We start from the raw sequence: 19,531 nt of genomic DNA, 5'->3' as shown, positions 1-19,531 counted from the left end.
GAGTGGGTAGGGGGTGTTGCGCCAGGTGCCGGGACACGTGATCGGAGAGGCAGTCGTCGACGTACTGGCCGAAGCCGGCCTGGCCGATGAGCTGGCCGTGGTGGTCAGCCTCGTGGGGAAGACGCTGGGCGTCGAGCTGGCGGTGCCCCGGCACCCGACACCGCGCAGCTCGCTGATCGAAGTCGTGTCCGCCTGCGAGCGGTACCAGGACGGGATGCAGGCGCTGGCCGGTGCCGTCGCGTTCATGCGGCCGGGGTCGCCCGAGTCCGAGCGGGTCCGGGAGCTGGTCGAGCGACCGCGGGTGCTGGACCTGCTGCCACGCGCCGACCGCGACCGGTTGCACCAGTGGCTGGCGGGGCTCGAGGTGCCCCGGCTCGGCGAGCTGGTCCACCGCGCGAGCGGGCTCGGCTCGCCGCTGCCGCCCCAAGTGCGCACCGTGTGGGAAGCCTTCACCCACTTGGCCGATTTCAACGCGGACGTCGACGGCATTCCCCCGGCGTTCGCGCTTCTCGAACTGGTCGCCCGCCGCTGTGGCGGCGAACTCGCGCGGCAGCTGACCGAGTGGAACGACTACGAGGCCAGAAGACTCCGGCTCGAGGCCCAGCTGAAAGCGCGTCGAGCCTCGATCGCCATGCCCGAGCGGGAAGGGCGGCTGCACCTGATGGTCCTGGTGGACCACGACGGGATCGACCCGGACTTGTACCAGGTTTCCCATTGGTGTCAACGCCTCCCCGGGGAATGGCCGCCGCCCCACGGCGGGACGTCGGAGGTGCGGAGCGCCGACCTCGAACGGTACGTCGACAGCCTGGTGGTGGCCGCGGAGCGGATCTGGGCCGACCACCGCGGTTCGGTCGCCCTCGAGTTCGTGCTGCCCCGGGCCCTGCTGAACCTGCCCGTGCACCTCTGGCACCGCGAGCACGAATCCGGTATGCCGAGGCCGCTTTCGATCGACTACCTCATTTCCGTCCGTTCGCTGGAGCGCATGCGTTCGAAGCACTGGCACCGCGTGTGGAACCAGCACTGGGAAGCGTTCATGGCCAACCCGTCGGCCGAGTGCGTGTACTACGAAAACGGCACCCAGGCGGCGGCGCTCGATGTGGTTCTTTCGGACCTGAAGTGGGGGCTCGTGGTCCTCGGCTCGGCTCCGCCGCTCGAAGCAGGCGGGGAGAAGGACAGCCTGACAGCGGCTTTGCGGTCGGGTATCCCCGCTGTACTATGGCACCCCGACGCGCCACTGGACGTACTTCGCGAGTTGATCACCGAGTTCGCGAAGGGGCAATCCGGTCTAGGCGATTTGCCCATGCAGGCGAAGAAATCCCGCCACGCCAGTCTTCCCGAAACCACGTTCCATCGGGATAATCCAGTGCGGGATCTGGTGGTAATGTGGGACGATCCGAGCCGTCTCGTTCTTGACCAGCCGCCAGCTTTCCCGTGGCAGCGAGGGGATATCCGGGATGACCGAGAGCGAGCGTCTTGACGGGGGAGAGACGACGCAGGTCCGTGACGCGTCCCGTCTCGCGTCGTCGGACTGGTGGGTCTACCGCGGCACCGGCCGGCCGATCCACGACCTGGAACTGACGGACATCCTGCCGCCTCCGCCGCCGTGGCGGGACTTCGACGGTGGCCCGCTGCCGGAGTCCGACGATCCTCCGCGGGACGATCACGACGTCGCCCGGCGGCTCGGGAGTGAGCACTCGCAATCGGCCCAGCGCACCGGACCCGCCGAACTCGACATGATCAATGCGGCCCTTTACCTCCGGCGGCCGCTGCTGGTGACGGGCCGCCCGGGAACGGGGAAGTCCACGCTCGCCTACCGGCTGGCCGCCGAACTGCAGCTGGGGCGCGTCCTGCGATGGCCGATCACCAGCCGGACTTCGCTGACTTCCGGGCTCTACCACTACGACGCGATCGGCCGGATCCAGGCGGCGAGCGCCCGCTTCGCCACGCTGGGCGAACGGGCCAGTCCCGCACCCGAGCCCCCGATCGGCGAGTTCCTCCGCTTGGGCGTGCTGGGAACCGCATTCCTGCCACGCCGGGTGCCGAGGGTCCTGCTGATCGACGAACTCGACAAGAGCGAAGCCGATCTTCCGAACGACTTGCTCAGCATTTTCGAAGACGGCGAGTTCCGCGTTCCCGAACTGGAGCGGATCCGCAACCAGACCCCCGAAACGACGGTGTTCACGGACGACCCGGGGGAGACGGCGCTGGTCGTCGGCGGGCGGATCCGGTGTCACGCGTTTCCGATTGTCATCATCACCAGCAATGGGGAACGAGAATTTCCGCCCGCTTTCCTGCGTCGGTGCCTGCAGCTGGAAATGCCGGACCCGGATCCGGAGCAGCTGGCCGCGATGGTCGTGGCCCACCTGCACGATTCCGAGGAGAACCGCCGCAGGCTGGGTGACGGCTTGCAGAACGAGCTGATCGAGCAGTTCGTGCGGCGCAGCGCGTCCGGTGATGACGGGCTGCCTTCCGGAAAGCTGCTGGATGCCATGTACCTGGCCACGTCCGGCGCCTATCGCGGCGACGTGACCTGGGAGCGGCTCGTGGACGCTCTGTGGCAGCGTCTGTCGGCGGTGCAATGACGTGGGCGGCCCGCCCATGTCGCCGGTTCCCGGTCCCGCCGGCGCGGGATCGCGGTTCGGCGGTGCGGGGGGCGCGCGTGCGTCCGCGGAACCCGGGCTGCCGGACGTACGCGACGTCGCCGACGCTCTGTGGTTGATCGCCGCGACGCGGACCGACGAGGCGCGGCGGCGTCCGGCGGCGCCCTACCGGCGGCCGGACATTTCGCAAGCCGGCGATACCCCGCCGGGCCCGTTGGAACTGCCGGCCCCTCCGGTACGGGCGGAGCCGGTGCCGTCGTACGAAAGCCCACGTCGGGTGGTGGCCACCGGAGTCGTCGAAGTCCCCTCGGCGGCTGATCCGGGTTCGCCGCCGCAGCCCTCTTCTGGATCGGTTCGGCCGTCCGTTATTGTTCGGGCCCTCCGCACGCTGAAGCGAAGGGTGCCGGCCTGGCATGAGCGCGTTGTCATCGTCGACGAGGCCGCCACGGCCGAGCGGGTCGCCGAGAGCGGATTCTGGTGGCCGGTGACCGAGCCCGAACTGGAACGCTGGCTGGATCTCACCGTCGTCGTCGACACCGCCCGGTCGATGACACTGTGGCGGAGCACGGTGAAGTCGTTTCGCGCCGGCCTTGAACAACTCGGTGCCTTCCGGACGATCCAGTACCGGCGGCTCGACACCCAGAGCAGCGGCCACCGTCGCGGCCGGCCCCGGCTCTACGGTGAGACGTCCTCGTCGGCGCCGAGGGATCCGTCCGAGCTGATCGACCCCACCGGCCGTCGTCTCGTCCTGGTGATCACCGACGGTGTCGGCGATCTCTGGCGGTCGGGCGGCGTTTCCGCGGTGCTGGGTGAATGGGCTTCGGTGATGCCCACGGCCGTCCTGCAGGTTCTGCCGCAACGGCTGTGGTCCCGGGGCATGGACCTGCACCGGGCCCGCTTGAACGTCCGGGTGCCGATCGCGCCGAACAGCCAGTGGAACTGGGAACTTCCGGAGTCGTGGGCGGATCCGGAGCTGACGGCGGCCAAGGCCGGCGGCGCTGTCCCGGTGCCCGTGATGGAGCTCGGCCCACGCTGGCTTCGGTGGTGGGCCCGGCTGGTGGCGGCCGAACACAAGGGCCCGGTGCCCGCGAGAGTGCTGCTGAGCGGGCCGAAGACCACACCGATCGACGGCGACGACGCCATCGTCGATCCGGACAGCGCCCGCGAACGGGTGCGCCGGTTCTTGAGCGTCGCTTCCCCGCCGGCTTACCGGCTGGCCACGATGCTCGCCGCGGTGCCGGCGAACCTTTCGGTGGCCCGGTTCGTCCAGGACGAACTGTTGCCCGAAGCGCGGCCGGAGCATCTGACGGAGGTGCTGACGAGCGGGTTGCTGCGCCCGGCCGCGGCCGTCGGGGACGAGACCACGGTGTTCGACTTCCCGGCCTCGGTCCGGCAGGTGCTGCTGAGCGGGGCCCGGCGTGCCGACACAGCGGAGGTCGTCCGCGCCACCGAAGCCCGGTTCGGCACCATCACCCGGCTGCGGGACGCCATTGACGCGCCGGACGCGACCCGTGATCCCGATTCCCGGGCGGATCCGCCGCATGACGTCGCACTCGAACGGGTGGTAATGCAGGCCCTGAGTGGCCCTTATTCTTCTCGTGCCAGCCGAATTCGCTCGAAAGAGCGAGACCATTCCGGTGAACTGTCCTCCATTGCACCCGATTCAGCGACAGCGTCGTCGACTGTTTCCGGATCAGCTGAACACATCGCCCAAAAGAGAATGCCGCCCAACGATTATGGTGAACCGGTGAGAGACACTATGGCGAAAGCGCCCGTGCCCCCTGAGGCTTCCCCGTCCGCAGTCACCACCGCCGCAGCGGAGGATGACCTGGTCCGCCGGACCCCGGAGCCGCACGAGCCTTTGCCTGCCGAGGACGGCAGCCCCCGGTTGGGGCAGCGAACGGTTTTCGGCGCGGGACACCGGGAGAGCCCGGCGGAGGACGTCCCGCTCGTCTGGGGCAGCGTTCCACCCCGCAATCCCAACTTCACCGGACGGCGTGAGCTGCTCCGGCAGCTCGCCGAGCGGGTCACCTCCGGCACCACCGCCGTCCTGCCGTCGGCCCTGCACGGGATGGGCGGCATCGGGAAGACCCAGATGGCAGTGGAGTACATCTACAGCCACCTGCGGGAATACGACGTCGTGTGGTGGATTCCGGCCACGCACCAAGGCCAGATCCGGATCGCGCTCACCGAGCTCGCCCAGGCGCTCAACCTGCCTGGCGCCGGTGAAGCGAACACCGCGATCCCGGCGGTCCGGGAGGCGCTGCGGGTTGGCCGGCCGTTCCGCCGGTGGCTCCTGGTCTTCGACTCCGCCGAGGACGTCAAAATGGTCCGCGACTTCTTCCCGACCAACGGGCCGGGGGAAATCCTGATCACTTCGCGGAACGCGGAGTGGAGCAGCGTCGCCAGGCCGCTGGAGGTCGCGGTCTTCGAGCGGTCCGAAAGCGTCGAACTGCTGCGCCGGCGCGGTCCGGAAATCGACTTGGCCGAGGCCGAGCAGCTGGCGGAACGACTGGGGGACCTTCCGCTGGCGATCGAGCAGGCCGCCGCCTGGCGCGCCGAAACCGGCATGCCGGTGCAGGAATACCTGCGCTTGTTCGACGAAAAGGTCGCCGAAATCCTCGACACGTCCACGACGTCCGACTACGAGGTGTCGGTCGCCGCGGCTTGGAACGTCGCTTTCGACGAATTGCGCACCCGGAACCCGGTGGCGCACCAGTTGCTCCAGATCTGCGCTTTCTTTGCGCCCGAGCCCATTGCGCGGTCGTTTTTCTCGGGTGTCGGCAGCATTTCGATCCTTCCGGAGATCGACACGGCGCTGCGCGACCCGATGAAGCTGGCGCGGGCCATCCGGGACATCAACCGCTACAGCCTGGCGAAGATCGACCACCGGACCAATTCGATCGTCCTGCACCGGTTGGTGCAGATCGTGCTGCGCAACCGCATGACGCCCCAGCACCAGGCGGAAATGCGGCACGGAGCCCACCTGCTGCTCGCGAACCGCGACCCGGACGACCCGACGTCGTCGGACCAGTGGCAGCGTTACCAGGAGATCTTCCCCCACATCTACCCGGCGGAGATCGTCGAATGCGACGACGCCTGGGTCCGCCAGCTCGTGATCAACCTGATGCGGTACCTCTTCCAGTTCGGTGACCACGACGAGGCGCTTCGCCTGGCGGAGCTGGCCCACGAGAACTGGTCCGAACGGGTGGGCGCCGAAGACGAGCAGACTCTGCTGGCCGCCGAGCGACGGGGTTACTACTACTGGATCACCGGCCGGTACGCCGAAGCCGCGGCAGTCAATGCGAAGGTCCTTGAAACGCGCCGGCGGCTTTCCGGCGAAAACAGCGAGGAGACGCTCGCGGCGCAGATCGCGGTGTCCGGCGACCTGGCCGCCCAGGGCGACTTCTTCGGGTCCCGCAACCTGACCGAAGAAGTCCACGTGAAGGCCCGGGCGTTGTTCGGCGACGACGATCCGGTCACGCTGCGCGCGGCGCGGATCCACTGCACGAACCTGCGCCTGACCGGCGAATACCGCGAAGCCGCGGAACTCGACGAGGCGAATTACGAGCGACAGGTCGAGATCCTCGGCTACAACCACGCCGAGACCCTCGGCTCCCGCATGGGGCTCATCATCGACCGTCGCGAAGCCGGCGATTACGTGTGGGCCCGCGACGAGAACGAAAAGCTGGCCCAACGCGTCCGCGGGCTGTTCGGCGAGGACAATGCGGAAACCCTGCGGCGGATGGCTTACCTCGCGGTCTCCCGGCGGAAGGCCGGTGACCACGATGGGGCGAAAGAACTGGCGGCCGAGGTGCTGGAACGGTTCCGCATCCGGTACAGCGAAGACAACTTCAACGTGATGGCGTGCGCGGTCGGGTACTCGATCGACCTGCGTCACGCTCAAGAACTGCGCGCTGCCAAGGAATTGGGCGAGCAGATCTTCGAACGGTACCGGCTCAAGCTGGGTGAAAATCACCCGCACACCATGGCCGCGGCCGTCGACCTGGCGGTGACCTTGCGGCTTTTCGGAAACGCCGCCGCGGCACGGGAGTTGGACGAGCGTGCGCTGGTGCAGCTGCGGGCGACGCTCGGGTACGACCACCCGAGTTCGGTGTTGTGCGGGATCAACCTGGCGAGCGACCTCTCCGCGCTCGGCGAGACCGCGGCCGCACTGGAGCTGGAAACCGACATGCTGGCGCGCGCCGAGCGCGTACTCGGCAAGGACCACCCCACCACGCTCGCGGCCGGTCTGAACCGGGCGCTCGATCTACGCGCGTCCGAGCAGACCCAGGAAGCGGAGACGCTTTACGCCGATGTCCTGTCGCGGTACCGGATGGTGCTGCGCGAGTCGCACCCGGGAACCATCGCGGCCTCCAAGGGTGTCCGCGCGGATTGCGACATCGACCCGCTGCCGCTGTAGCCGGAACAGCTGCGGACCGGTCGTGCGCCGGTCCGCAGCTTGCGGGCTGTACGTCGATCAGCTGCGGGCCGGTGGTGTGCCGGTCCGCAACCAGCCGAGCCAGTCCGCGAGCTGGTCCGGCGTTCCCGGCGTGGTGCCGTCGGCGGCCAGCCGGCGGTACACCGCGCGGACCAGCTCGGGCTGGTGCAGCAGAACGGATCCGGCCGGTCCGGTGCCGGACCGGGAAAGGGCGAGTCCGAGGCCCGTCCAGGCCGCCGGGCTGTCCGGATCGGCGAGCAGTTCCGTCCGGTACCCTTCGGCCGCTTCGGCGAATCTGCCGGACACGTAGGCGAAGTCGGCCGTGGTCGCTTCGGGCACGGTACGCCAGTTCCGCGTGAAGCCGGCTGAGTCGCCGCGGGCCAGCCGGGTCAGATCGAGGCGGGAGCGGCGCCAGAGTCCATCGGGGACCGGTGTCGGCTCGGCGTCGGGCAGGAATCCGAGCGCGGGCCGGGGTTGCCCGGCCGACCAAGCTTCGGCCAGCGTTCGAACCACCAGCGCATCGGGACGCAGGTGGCGCAGCCGCCAGCCGGCGTAGTGGTCGAGCAGAGCCGCGGAGGCCGCGGACGCCGTGGCCATCGGTACGGGTTCACGCAGCCACGGGCTGAGCCGTTCCGCGATCCGGCGGAGGAACCGCCGGCCGTCGATGGTCAGCCCGGGATCGGACCTCAGCACCCCCAGGACCTGCCACACCGCCTGCCGCCAGTAGGCGAACTCGAACTCGGCGATCTCTTGGAAGGGTTCGTCTTCCAGCCGTGCCAACGCACGCCAGAACGCGGCGACGCCGTAAAAGGCGTACACGCCGTGGAAAACCCCGGCGATGGGCCGGGGGTCGTCGCGCCAGGCGGTGTAGAATCGCTCGGCCGGATCGTCTCCGTGCAGGTGCCGGAGGTGCAGCAAACCGCTGAGGCGATTGTGCTGGAACTCGTGCACGAGCGCCGCGGCGAGTGATGCGGGATCGGCCGGCCGGGAGATGACGGCGCTGCCGAACGCTTCTCCGCTCGAAGCACTCGTGGTGCCGAACGGCTGCATCGGCCGCGGCACGAGTGAACTGAACCCGGCCGGGAACGCGTCCGCCGTGTCGGGCAGGCAGCGGACGATCAGCCGCCAGGCGTCGCCGAGGAGCTGCGTCCAGTTCGCCAGTTCGTCCACCGGAAGACGTTGGGGGAGAACCGGTTCGAACGAACTCCGGTACGGGTCGACGTCGTCGATGTGAACGGACAGCACGCGCGCGCCCGAAGTGGCCTCGACCCGGCGGACCGCCCACCAGCCCGGGCCGTCCGTCGCCAGGTCGACGGGAGGCCGGATGATGTGCCGCCCGTTGTCCACTTCCAGCCGGCCGTCGGTCCGGCGTACTTCGGCCACCATGCGATCGGGGTCGGGTCCGAAGCGGGCCATCCCGAGCCCGGGCAGCGACGCGGTGCCGGACCAGAGGGGAATGGCCACGGAGAAGCTGAGGCCGGCGCGGATGGCAGCCGCGGCGGCGAGGGCGTGCAGATGACCGAGGTGCATCCACAGCGGGCAGACCCCGGTGATCTGCCGGTGCAGCAACCGGATCGTGTAGCCCGCCCAGGTTCCGGTGTACGGGTGTCCGAGCAACAGGTCCAATGCCTCGGGAGCGGATGCCTGGGCCCGCGCCAGCAGATCCCATGCCTCCTCGGGATGGGTGAGCGGGCCGCGCAACGCCGGATCCTTGACCACGAAATCCGTTATGGCGCGCAGGAGGAGCAATCGCCTGCTGCGTTCGGCCTCCCGCAGCAGGCGGACGGCGCCGACGTCACCGGTCCCGTCGGCGATCGCGTCGAAATCCGCCGTGCCGATCCGGTGGACCGGCAGTTCGTTCGGCGTCACTCGTTCCTGGTTGGCCGGCATGGCGCCGCCGCTAGGGCTGTCCGCTGCTGTCGCGCTTGTTTTCGTAGAGCCGCGGAACGGCCGATTGTTCGACCACTTGCTGCAATGCGCGTTGCAGCTCCGGGGTGTCCATCGTGCGCAGAGCGCTGAGAGGCACGTCGCTCAGGTCCACCAAGGGTGCGTCCGGGTTCGCGTGTTCGAGAACCGTGTTCATGCCCATCCCCATCCACGAACGGAATCCGGCCGGGTCGCCGACTCCATGATGCCCGACCGGCGGCCCCGGCAGGAAGGGCGGAAGGTCGGGAAGTGATCTGCCGCCGCGGTTCAGGCGACGCCGAGGACGGTTCGGAGCAACGTCGTCAGCTCGGCCTCGAAGTTCGGCCTCGACGCCACGCGGCGCGTGCGGGCCAGGTCGTTAGCGATCGTTAACGCTGCATGGACTGTAATTTTCGCTTCGCGCGGGGGTAGCTCCGGGTGCACCGCCGACAGCAACGTCACCCACTGGGCCACGTAATCGCGTTGCACCCGCAGCAGGTCTGCCTTGTCGCGGTCCGGCATCGTCACGCGGTCCGCCGAGAACGACACCAGCAGTTCCGGCGTGTGCAGAATCGTGTGCACGTACGACGCCGCCAACCGGCGCAGCGCCGAGTGCTCATCGGATGTCTGAAGCGCGCGCTCGGCTCCCAAGGCCAGCCTGTCCGCCGCCCGGTGGCCGATCGCCACCATCAGCGCCGCCTTGCTCGGGAAGTGGCGGTAGACGCTCGGGCCCGCTATGCCCGCTGCCGCGCCGATGTCCTCCATGCTCACGTCGTGGTAGCCGCGCCGGGCGAACAACGCCGTCGCCTCCGCCAGGACCTGCTCGCGGCGCGATGGCGTGCCCAGGCTCAGCGCCGGAGTCGACGGCTCCGCGGAGGGTGCCGGGAGTGTGGCGTTCAGCACATCCCAGGCCAGCTCCACCAGCAGCGCGGCGAACCGGCGGCGTGCCACCGACGTGTGGTGGACCGACACGCTCCCGAACACTGATAGAGCGGCCCAGCAGAGCAGCTCCGCGTCCTCCGCCGGCAACTCCGGGCGCTGGACCTGCAGAGCTTTCGACCACGTCGTCAGCGCCAGCATCGACCGGCGGGCGATCTCGCGCTGGTCCTCCTTCGGGAGATGCCGTCCCTCCCAGCGCCACAGCGCCGCGATCTCGCGGCGTTCGACAGCCTGCGTCGCGAGCCGGCCGAGGAGGTCTTTCAGCTGGTCGGCGGGGGGAACCGAGTCCGACAGCGCATCCGCCGTCGCCGCTTCCAGGTCCTCGAAACCGTTCAGCACGACGTACGCCAGGATCGCCTGCTTGTCCGCGAAGTGGCGGTACAGGGCCGGCCCGGTGACGCCCGCCGCGTCCGCGATGTCCTTGATGCCGACGCCGGGGAAGCCGCGTGCGCGGAACAGCTCCGCCGCCACCGCGGCCAGCTGGGCCTTGCGGTCGCGGGGGCGCGAGCTGCGTTCGACGTCGGTCATGGTGAGTGAACGATAGCGGCTCATGGCACACAGGCAACCCATTGACACCATGGGGTTCTCCGGAGATATGTTAATGGGCATTAGCCCTACTGGCCGGTATAGTCGGTCACGGTACGAAGACGTCCCACCCGCTCGCGAGGAGTTGTTCTGTGAGTAGCGAGGCCTACATCTACGAGGCGATCCGCACGCCTCGCGGCAAGAACAAGGGCGGTGCCCTGCACGGCACCAAGCCGGTCGACCTGGTGGTCGGCCTGATCAACGAACTGAAGGTCCGCCACCCGAACCTCGACCCCGCGGTGATCGACGACATCGTGCTGGGCGTCGTCTCCCCGGTCGGCGAGCAGGGCGCCGTCATCGCGCGCACCGCCGCGCTGAACGCGGGCCTGCCGGACACCGTCGCCGGTGTGCAGCTCAACCGCTTCTGCGCCTCCGGCCTGGAGGCCACTAACACCGCCGCGCAGAAGGTCCGCTCCGGCTGGGACAACCTGGTCATTGCCGGTGGCGTCGAGTCGATGTCGCGCGTGCCGATGGGCTCCGACGGCGGCGCGTTGTTCATGGACCCGGCCACCGCCTACGACAACTACATCGTCCCGCAGGGCACCGGCGCCGACCTGATCGCGACCATCGAGGGCTTCTCCCGCGAGGACGTCGACCGCTGGGCCGTCCGCTCGCAGGACCGCGCCGAGGCGGCCTGGTCCGGCGGCTACTTCGCCAAGTCCGTCGTGCCGGTCAAGGACATCAACGGCGTCACGGTCCTGGACCACGACGAGCACCGCCGTCCCGGCTCCACGATCGAAGGCCTCGGCAAGCTCAAGCCCGCCTTCGCCGGCATCGGCGAGCTGGGCGGCTTCGACGCCGTCGCGCTGCAGAAGTACCACTCGGTCGAGAAGATCAACCACGTCCACACCGGCGGCAACTCCTCCGGCATCGTCGACGGCGCCGCGCTGGTGCTCGTCGGCTCCGAGCAGATCGGCAAGACCTTCGGGCTGACCCCGCGCGCCCGGATCGTGGCGACCGCGTCGATCGGCTCCGAGCCGACGATCATGCTCACCGGCCCGACGCCGGCAACGGAAAAGGTACTGAAGACCGCGGGCCTCAAGCCCGAGGACATCGACCTGTGGGAGCTCAACGAGGCGTTCGCCTCCGTCGTGCTCAAGTGGATCAAGGACCTGCACCTCGACGAGGAGAAGGTCAACGTCAACGGCGGCGCGATCGCCATGGGCCACCCGCTCGGCGCCACCGGCGCGATGCTGGTCGGCACCGTGGTCGACGAGCTCGAACGCCGCCAGGCGCGCCGCGCCCTGGTAACCCTGTGCATCGGCGGCGGCATGGGCGTCGCGACCATCATCGAGCGGGTGTGAGGACCACTGTGTCTAACCAAAACGTGGCTGAAAGCAAGACCATCCGCTGGGAGCAGGACTCCGACGGCATCGTCACCCTGACCCTCGACGACCCGAACCAGTCGGCGAACACGATGAACGCCGACTTCCGCGAGTCGCTCGGCGTCACGGTCGACCGTCTCGAGGCGGAGAAGGACAACATCACCGGTGTCGTCATCACGTCCGCCAAGAAGACGTTCTTCGCCGGCGGCGACCTGAACGACCTCATCCAGGCCAAGCCCGAGCACGCGGCCGAGCTGACCGAGGGCAGCTCCCTGATGAAGGGGCAGATGCGCCGCATCGAGCAGCTCGGCAAGCCGGTCGTCGCGGCGATCAACGGCGCCGCGCTCGGCGGTGGCCTCGAAATCGCGTTGGCGACGCACCACCGCATCGCCGCCGACGTCAAGGGCAGCCAGATCGGCCTGCCCGAGGTGACGCTGGGCCTGCTGCCCGGCGGCGGTGGCGTCGTGCGCACTGTCCGGTTGCTGGGTATCCAGAGCGCGCTGCTGAACGTCCTCCTGCAGGGCCAGCGGCACCGCCCGGCGAAGGCGCTCGAGCTCGGCCTCGTGCACGAGCTCGTCGGCACGGTCGAGGAGCTCGTCCCCGCCGCGAAGGCGTGGATCAAGGCGAACCCCGAAGGCGGCGTCCAGCCGTGGGACGTCAAGGGCTACAAGATCCCGGGCGGCACGCCGTCGAACCCGAGCTTCGCGGCCAACCTGCCGGCGTTCCCGGCGAACCTGCGCAAGCAGATCAAGGGCGCGAACATGCCGGCGCCGCGGGCGATCCTGGCCGCCGCGATCGAAGGCGCGCAGGTCGACTTCGACACCGCGATCCAGATCGAGACGCGCTACTTCATTCACCTCGCCACCGGCCAGGTCTCGAAGAACATGACGAAGGCGTTCTTCTTCGACCTGCAGACCATCAACTCCGGCGGCTCGCGCCCGGACGGCTTCGAGAAGTACACCGCGAAGAAGGTGGGTGTGCTCGGCGCCGGGATGATGGGCGCCGCGATCGCGTACGTCTCGGCGAAGGCCGGCATCGACGTCGTCCTCAAGGACGTCTCGCAGGAGGCGGCCGAGAAGGGCAAGGGCTACGCGGAGAAGCTCGAGCAGAAGGCGCTTTCGCGCGGCAAGACCACGCAGGAGAAGTCGGACGCGCTGCTGGCGAAGATCAAGCCGACCGCGGACCCGGCCGACTTCGCGGGCGTCGACTTCGTCATCGAGGCCGTGTTCGAGAGCGTCGAGCTGAAGCACAAGGTGTTCGGCGAGATCGAGAGCATCGTCAACGCCGACGCGGTCCTGGGCTCCAACACCTCGACGCTGCCGATCACCACCCTCGCCGAGGGCGTGCAGCGCACCGAGGACTTCATCGGGATCCACTTCTTCTCACCGGTGGACAAGATGCCGCTGGTCGAGATCATCTGCGGCGAGAAGACGTCCCCGGCGACTCTGGCGAAGGTCTTCGACTACACGCTGCAGATCAAGAAGACCCCGATCGTCGTCAACGACAGCCGCGGCTTCTTCACCTCCCGCGTGATCGGCACGTTCATCAACGAAGCCGTCGCCGCGCTGGGCGAGGGCGTCGAGCCGGCGTCGATCGAGCAGGCGGGTTCGCAGGCCGGCTACCCGGCGCCGCCGCTGCAGCTGATGGACGAGCTGACGCTGACCCTGCCTCGCAAGATCCGCAAGGAGACCCGCGAGGCGATCGAGGCCGCGGGCGGCACGTGGAAGGCGCACGCGTCGGAGACCGTGATCGACCGGATGGTCGAGGAGTTCGACCGCAAGGGCCGCTCGACGGGCGCCGGCTTCTACGAGTACGACTCGGAGGGCAAGCGCGTCGGCCTGTGGCCGGGTCTGCGCGACGCGTTCAAGTCGGGCTCGGCGGAGGTGCCGTTCGAGGACCTCAAGGAGCGGATGCTCTTCGCGGAGGCCCTGGAGACGGTCAAGTGCTTCGACGAGGGCGTGCTGACGTCGGTCGCCGACGCCAACATCGGCTCGATCTTCGGCATCGGCTTCCCGGCGTGGACGGGCGGTGTCATCCAGTACATCAACCAGTACGAGGGTGGCCTGCAGGGCTTCGTCGACCGGGCCCGTGAGCTGGCCGCCCGCTACGGCGACCATTTCGAGCCGCCGCAGTCTTTGGTGGAGAAGGCCGCCAAGGGCGAGATCTACGAATAGGCAGTAGTTCCGTGAAGGCCACCTCGGGTTCTCCGAGGTGGCCTTCACGGCTTTCAGAGCGCGACCACCACCTCGGCGTGGCTTACGTGGCCGTCCCATCGGCTCAGCGCCCGGCGCGCGTCCGCCTCCAGGACGGCGTCTTCGTAGCTCTCGCCGGCGAAGCCGCGTACGGCGTCGAGGCCGGTGAAGAACGTGATCGAGGTGAACTCGACCTCGTCGTGCTCCGGACGGCGCAGCAATCGGGCACCGCGAAAGCCAGGCACGTCACGAAGGTGCTCTGCGACTGCGGTCGCGTAGTGCCGCTCGTAGTCGTCGGCTGTCGCGGCGGGCGCCCAGCCGCGCCAGGTGCGTGCGATCATCCTCGGTTCCCCAATCCGTCGAGGGGCTCGACGGTACCCGCGGTCTCGGAGCGAAAGCTGTGTCCGAGTTCGGTGCCGAGCCCGAAGTAGTGACGGAAGTTGTAGATCAGGGGACTCCACGCTCCCGGGTCGACGTGGTCGGTGCCCGGCACGACCAGTTCCGGCGAGGCGTGCACCGCCAGCACCCGCGCTTGCACGATGTGGAAGTCCTGGGCGGTGTCCGATTGCTCTATCACTGATCGAGCCTCCAGCTGCAACGGGCACTCCGCGACCCGCGGCGGCCGCACCAGCCGCGACGGCTCCGGCGTCAGGCCCGCGGCTTCGAACTTCTCCCGCTCGTGGCGGAACATCGGCTTGGTCGCCGGCACCGGGTCGCGGCCGGTCAGGGGCGCCAGGCGCTCCACTGCCTCCCACTGAGCGGGGGCGGGAAGGTTGACCACGACGTCCGGGCGCGCGCGGAGGTTGTGCGCGGTCTGGCCGTCGGCGGCGATCCCGAGCACGACCGTCCAGCCGAGTGCCCACGCCGACGACATCGGGGCGAGGTTGGGACTGCCGTCGTCGTTCTCGGTGCTGAGCAGGACGACCGGAGTGCCGAAGTACAGGATCCGGGGCTTGATCTCCATGATCGGGAACGTAGGCGCCGGAGCGTTCGCCGCGGGCCGAAGTGTCCGGCAGCTTGTCCGCTCGTGTTCGCCTGATCGCCACTGAACGCACGTTAACCTCCGCCCATGCGCCGTCCCGTCACGGTGGCACTGGCCGCCGTCCTCCTCACCTCCGGTCTGACAACGATGTCGGCCGCCGCCGACCTCAGCCCTGCCGACTTCGTCGATCCGCTCATCGGCTCGGCCGGGGACGGCAACACCTACCCCGGAGCGACAGCGCCCTTCGGGATGCTCGCCTGGAGCCCGACCAGCACCCGCGGCGACCAGACCTCGACCGGTGCCGCCAACGGCTACCAGTACGACACCACCCGCATCCGCGGCTTCAGCCTCACCCACGTCAACGGCGCGGGCTGCAACCCCGGCGCCGCCGGCGATGTGCCGATTCTGCCCTTCACCGGCGAAGTCACCTCTTCACCGACCGCCGACACCACCGACGCTGTCTACGCCAGCAACTTCAGCCACGCCGACGAAGCCGCGACGCCGGGACGGTACCGTCTCGGCCTGCAGAACGGCGTCACGACGGACGCGGCAGCGACCGAACGTACCGCGATCGCCGCCCTGCACTACCCGAAGGACAAGCCCGCGTCCCTGCTCTTCCGCACGTCGAACTCGCTCAACGGCAGCGAAGACGCCGAGACCCACCTCGATCCGGCGAACCGCGCGGTGACCGGGTCCGTGCTCACCGGCGCCTTCTGCGGCCGCCGCGCGAACGGCGGCGTCAACAACCGCAAGTCCTACTACCGGCTGTACTTCACCGCGCGGTTCGACCAGCCCTTCGCCGGAACCGGAACGTGGAAGGACGCGACGCTCCAGCCCGGCGGTCTCGACCAGACCGGCGGCGAAGGCTACGCGACCGGCAAGGACCGCGCCGGACGCGGCTCGGGCGGCTACGTCACCTTCGCCCCCGGCTCCGACGTCACGATGCGGATCGCGATCTCCTACGTCTCCCTCGAAGGCGCCGAACGCAACCTGCGGGCCGAGCAGCCGCCGAAATCCACCGTGGACTCCATCGCCGGGAAGACCAAGAAGGCATGGAACACCGAGCTGGGCCGCGTGGACGTCGGCGGTGGCACGGCGAACCAGCGGATCGTCTTCACCACCGCGCTCTACCACAGCCTTCAGCAGCCCAATCTCGTCAGCGACGTCGACGGCCAGTACCTGGGGATGGACCGGAAACCCCACCACGTCGAACGCGGGCAGGACGCGCAGTACTCGAACTTCTCCGGCTGGGACCAGTACCGCGCCCAGGTGCAGCTGCTGGCTCTGCTGCAGCCGCGCGTGGCCGGGAATTTCGTACAGTCGCTATACAATTACGCCCGCCAGAACGACGGCGTCTGGGACCGCTGGGTGCACGTCAACGGCGCAACGCACGTCATGACCGGCGACCCGTCCGCGGCGACGGTCGCGACTTTCTACGCCATGGGCGTGCGGAACTTCGACTACCGCGGCGCGTTCGACTCGCTGTACAAGCAGGCGACCGTCCCCCGGCCGGAGGGACTGCAGGACGGCGGCTGTCCCGGCCAGTGCGTCGGCCAGCGGCCGAATCTCGCGCAGTACCTGACGTCGCACTACGCGCCTAACGACGTCTGCCACTGCTGGGGCGGCGCCGCCGAGACGCTCGAAGACGCGGTCGCCGACTCGGCAATCGGACATTTCGCAGAGCTGCTGGGCCGCAGCCGCGAAGCTGCGGAGATGCACGCCCGCGGCGCGTACTGGCGCAACGTCTTCAACCCCGCCACCGGATATACGCAGGCGCGCAACGTCGACGGCAGCTGGGTGACGCCGTTCGACCCGGCGAGCGACCGCGGCTTCGCGCAGGGCAGCGCGGCGGCCTACACCTGGATGGTCCCGCAGGACGTCTCCGGTCTCGCCGACGCCATGGGCGGCAAGGCCGCCGCGGTCGCTCGCCTCGACGGCTTCTTCCACGACTCGAGCGGGAACTGGCAGCTCAAGGGCGGCGGCCCGCTCAAGTACGACCCGACGAACGAGCCCGACATCCACGCGCCGTGGATGTACAACGAGCTCGGGCAGCCGGCGAAGACGCAGGAAACCGTCCGGCAACTGGTGAACACCGTCTACACGACCGGCCCGTCGGGCCTGCCCGGCAACGACGACCTCGGCACGATGTCCGCCTGGTACGTCTTCGCCGCGCTCGGCCTCTACCCGCGGACGCCGGGTTCGGCGGAACTGCTGCTCTCGAGCCCGCTGTTCCCCAGCGCCGTGGTCCGGCCGGCGGGCGGTGCGCCGATCCGGATCACGACATCCGGCAGTGGGAAGTACATCGCCGATGTCCGGCGGTCGGGACGGCCGCAGCAGGACTGGAAGCTCGACGCGTTCTTCCTGCGAACCGGCGGAACGCTGGCGTTCCGTCTGTCCGAGACACCGGCGGCGTGGGGGAGCTGACCGGCAATTCTCGCGGAACCCCGGGGCGGTGCGCGCCGAGGAGGGGGATGGCCGCCACACCGTGGTGGCCATCCCTGCATCACGGCTCCAGCGCGAGGTGCGGCAGCCGGCGGTCCAGCCACCGCGGCAGCCACCACGCCCGGGCGCCGAGCAGGCGCATCACCGCCGGGACGACCAGGCAGCGGATCACCAGCGCGTCGAGCAGCACCGCGACCGCGAGCCCGAGGCCGAACTGCGCCAGCATCCGCGACGGGTCGAGCAGGAACGCGCCGAACACCAGCACCATGATCGCGCCGGCCGCGGTGATCACGCCGCCGGTCGCGGCGAGCCCTTCGCGCACCGCCAACCGCGCGTCGCCAGTGCGCTGCCACTCCTCGTGCATCCGCGACACGAGGAACACCTCGTAGTCCATCGACAGCCCGAAGACGATCGCGAAGATCATCACCGGCACGAACGCCTCGATCGGGCCGGGCTGCGCGCCGAGCCAGCCGTCGCCGAACACCAGCGTCATGACGCCGAGCGAGGCGCCGATGCTCAGCAGGTTCAGCAGCGCCGCCTTGAGCGGGATGAGGACCGACCGGAACACGACCATCAGCAGCAGCGCGGACAGCCCGACGACGACCAGCACGAACAGCGGCAACCGGTCGGCGACGGCGCCCGCGAAGTCCGTCGCGGCCGCGACCGAGCCGCCGACGAGGTAGTGCCCCGGCAGTGTCGGGAGAACGTCGGTCCGCAGGTGCGTCACCAGCTCGGCGGTCGCTTCGTCCTGCGGTGACGTCGCCGGGAACGCGAGGACCGTCCGCCCCATCGGCGGCAGCGCGCGGGCGATACCCGGCGTCGACGCGAGCGTCTGCTGCAGTGCGACGGGATCGCCGTCCACCCCGATCACTGCTAGAGGGCCGGTGAAGCCCGGACCGAAGCCCTCGGCCAGCAGGTCGTATGCCTTCCGCGTGGTCGATCCGGCGGGGTCGGTGCTCGCGTCGGCGAACCCGAGCCGCATCCCGGCGGCCGGGATCGACAGCCCGACGAGGACGAGCAGACCCAGCGCGAGCGGGGTCAGCGGACGCTTTTGGACAGCGTCCGCGAGCCGGCGCCAGACCTTGCCGTGGTCGCGTTTCGCGGCGTGCCGGCGGATGCCGCGCTCGAGCCGCTTGCCGAACAGCGACAGCAGCGCGGGCAGGAGCGTCACCGACGCGAGCATCGTCATCAGGACGGTGAGCGCGACGGACAGCGCCACTCCGCGCAGCCCGCCGAGCCCGAGCGCGAGCAGGCCGAGCAGCGCGATGATCACCGTCGTCCCGGCGAACAGCACCGAACGGCCGGCGGTGTCGAGTGCCCGCCGGGTGGCCGCGTCGCGGTCGTGGCCGGCGAGGATCTCCGTGCGGTAGCGGGAGAAGATCAGCAGTGCGTAGTCCACGCCGACGCCGAACCCGACCAGCATCATCAGCGGCGAGGTGTAGCCGGCGATGTCGACGAAGTGCGAGACGACCGTGATCACCCCGAGCGTGCTGCCGACGGCGAACACCGCGGTCAGCACCGGCAGCCCGGCCGCGAGCAGCGAGCGGAACAGGAACACGAGGATGACCAGCGCGGCGAGCAGCCCGACACCTTCCGCGGGGCCGCCGCCTCCGGAGATCCGCTCGATCGGATCGCCGGCGAGCCCGACTTCGACGGGCCCGACCCGCTTCGCGGCGTCGGCGAACTTCACGATGTCGTCGTAGGGGAGGTCGGTCGAAGCCGCGTCGAAGGTGACCGTGGCGTAGCCGATCCGCCCGTCGGGCGACAGCGTCTCGAACGGGTCGGTCACCGATCGCACGTGCGGCTGCAATCGGACATCGCCCAGCATGTTCTCTATCACTGATCGATTCGCGGCGAGGCCGTCGTCGGCTTTCAGCACGATCTGCGCGCTCGCGCCGGACTGCGCTGTCGTCTTGAGCAGGTCGACGACCTGCTGGGACTCGGTGCCGGGCAGCGAGTTGTCGTCGTGGAACGCGCTGCCGGTGAGGCGGGAGGTGACCGTGACGCCGATGAGGACCAGCGCCCAGAGTGCGACGGCGAGCCACCGGTGGCGCTGCGCCCAGCCGGCCACGCGGGCCAGGCTTCCCCCGGTGGGGCGAGTGATGGTGTCCATGGCGGAC

At 69.4% G+C, this 19,531-nt stretch carries 12 protein-coding genes; 6 read left to right on the top strand and 6 right to left on the bottom strand.

All coding sequences use genetic code 11. The annotated features are described in order from the left end of the window. The first annotated feature begins 25 nt into the window (after positions 1–25). From AB0M93_RS19590 to fxsT, 3 genes are read left to right on the top strand one after another with little or no spacing between them, the layout of a single operon-like run. Positions 26–1,477 (top strand): hypothetical protein, encoded by a 1,452-nt coding sequence (locus AB0M93_RS19590; protein ID WP_364275338.1) that lies wholly within the window; start codon positions 26–28, stop codon positions 1,475–1,477. After that, positions 1,455–2,582 (top strand): MoxR family ATPase, encoded by a 1,128-nt coding sequence (locus tag AB0M93_RS19585; RefSeq protein WP_364275792.1) that lies wholly within the window; start codon positions 1,455–1,457, stop codon positions 2,580–2,582. Before AB0M93_RS19590 ends, AB0M93_RS19585 begins: the two co-directional genes overlap by 23 nt. Before the next feature lie 16 nt (positions 2,583–2,598). Next, positions 2,599–7,023, top strand: coding sequence for an FxSxx-COOH system tetratricopeptide repeat protein (gene fxsT / locus AB0M93_RS19580; protein ID WP_364275790.1), 4,425 nt, complete (start codon positions 2,599–2,601; stop codon positions 7,021–7,023). A gap of 57 nt (positions 7,024–7,080) precedes the next feature. Here the strand turns inward: fxsT and AB0M93_RS19575 are convergent, their stop codons facing one another. The 3 genes from AB0M93_RS19575 to AB0M93_RS19565 all read right to left on the bottom strand — a co-directional run bounded on the left by AB0M93_RS19575 (position 7,081) and on the right by AB0M93_RS19565 (position 10,413). Further along, positions 7,081–8,931, bottom strand: a complete 1,851-nt coding sequence (locus AB0M93_RS19575; RefSeq protein ID WP_364275336.1) for an HEXXH motif domain-containing protein — start codon at positions 8,929–8,931, stop codon at positions 7,081–7,083. 10 nt (positions 8,932–8,941) lie between these two features. Further along, a complete protein-coding gene (locus AB0M93_RS19570) occupies positions 8,942–9,124 on the bottom strand; it encodes a hypothetical protein (RefSeq protein WP_364275335.1) in 183 nt (60 codons plus the stop codon). A 110-nt stretch (positions 9,125–9,234) separates the two neighbouring features. Then, positions 9,235–10,413 (bottom strand): TetR/AcrR family transcriptional regulator, encoded by a 1,179-nt coding sequence (locus AB0M93_RS19565; RefSeq protein ID WP_364275333.1) that lies wholly within the window; start codon positions 10,411–10,413, stop codon positions 9,235–9,237. A gap of 149 nt (positions 10,414–10,562) precedes the next feature. On the opposite strand from AB0M93_RS19565, the gene AB0M93_RS19560 reads away from it, so the two are divergent. Then, a complete protein-coding gene (locus AB0M93_RS19560; RefSeq protein WP_364275331.1) occupies positions 10,563–11,774 on the top strand; it encodes an acetyl-CoA C-acetyltransferase in 1,212 nt (403 codons plus the stop codon). Positions 11,775–11,797: 23 nt separating this feature from the next. Continuing rightward, positions 11,798–13,969 (top strand): 3-hydroxyacyl-CoA dehydrogenase NAD-binding domain-containing protein, encoded by a 2,172-nt coding sequence (locus AB0M93_RS19555; RefSeq protein WP_364275329.1) that lies wholly within the window; start codon positions 11,798–11,800, stop codon positions 13,967–13,969. A 53-nt stretch (positions 13,970–14,022) separates the two neighbouring features. On the opposite strand, the gene AB0M93_RS19550 is transcribed toward AB0M93_RS19555, so the two are convergent. Beyond that, entirely contained in the window at positions 14,023–14,328 is a 306-nt protein-coding gene (locus AB0M93_RS19550; protein WP_364275327.1) for an antibiotic biosynthesis monooxygenase, read from the bottom strand. Then, positions 14,325–14,951, bottom strand: a complete 627-nt coding sequence (locus tag AB0M93_RS19545) for a flavin reductase family protein (protein WP_364275326.1) — start codon at positions 14,949–14,951, stop codon at positions 14,325–14,327. Before AB0M93_RS19545 ends, AB0M93_RS19550 begins: the two co-directional genes overlap by 4 nt. Positions 14,952–15,056: 105 nt before the next feature. Between AB0M93_RS19545 and AB0M93_RS19540 the strand changes: the two genes are divergently transcribed. Next, complete coding sequence (locus AB0M93_RS19540) at positions 15,057–17,393, top strand: GH92 family glycosyl hydrolase (RefSeq protein WP_364275324.1); 2,337 nt, start codon at positions 15,057–15,059, stop codon at positions 17,391–17,393. Positions 17,394–17,472: 79 nt separating this feature from the next. On the opposite strand, the gene AB0M93_RS19535 is transcribed toward AB0M93_RS19540, so the two are convergent. Then, entirely contained in the window at positions 17,473–19,524 is a 2,052-nt protein-coding gene (locus AB0M93_RS19535) for an MMPL family transporter (RefSeq protein ID WP_364275322.1), read from the bottom strand. Positions 19,525–19,531: the final 7 nt, after the last annotated feature.

The organism is Amycolatopsis sp. NPDC051102 (assembly GCF_040682815.1).
Classification (GTDB): domain Bacteria; phylum Actinomycetota; class Actinomycetes; order Mycobacteriales; family Pseudonocardiaceae; genus Amycolatopsis.
The sequence above is the reverse complement of the archived record's forward strand: the minus strand, read 5'-3'. Positions and strand labels throughout refer to the sequence as shown.

Bases quoted from the DNA above. Each gene is read 5' to 3' on its own strand.
- AB0M93_RS19540 (WP_364275324.1), top strand. From the start codon at position 15,057: ATGCGCCGTCCCGTCACGGTGGCACTGGCCGCCGTCCTCCTCACCTCC.
- AB0M93_RS19585 (WP_364275792.1), top strand. From the start codon at position 1,455: ATGACCGAGAGCGAGCGTCTTGACGGGGGAGAGACGACGCAGGTCCGT.
- AB0M93_RS19550 (WP_364275327.1), bottom strand. From the start codon at position 14,328: ATGATCGCACGCACCTGGCGCGGCTGGGCGCCCGCCGCGACAGCCGAC.
- AB0M93_RS19565 (WP_364275333.1), bottom strand. From the start codon at position 10,413: ATGACCGACGTCGAACGCAGCTCGCGCCCCCGCGACCGCAAGGCCCAG.
- AB0M93_RS19575 (WP_364275336.1), bottom strand. From the start codon at position 8,931: ATGCCGGCCAACCAGGAACGAGTGACGCCGAACGAACTGCCGGTCCAC.
- fxsT (WP_364275790.1), top strand. From the start codon at position 2,599: ATGTCGCCGGTTCCCGGTCCCGCCGGCGCGGGATCGCGGTTCGGCGGT.
- AB0M93_RS19535 (WP_364275322.1), bottom strand. From the start codon at position 19,524: ATGGACACCATCACTCGCCCCACCGGGGGAAGCCTGGCCCGCGTGGCC.
- AB0M93_RS19545 (WP_364275326.1), bottom strand. From the start codon at position 14,951: ATGGAGATCAAGCCCCGGATCCTGTACTTCGGCACTCCGGTCGTCCTG.
- AB0M93_RS19570 (WP_364275335.1), bottom strand. From the start codon at position 9,124: ATGAACACGGTTCTCGAACACGCGAACCCGGACGCACCCTTGGTGGAC.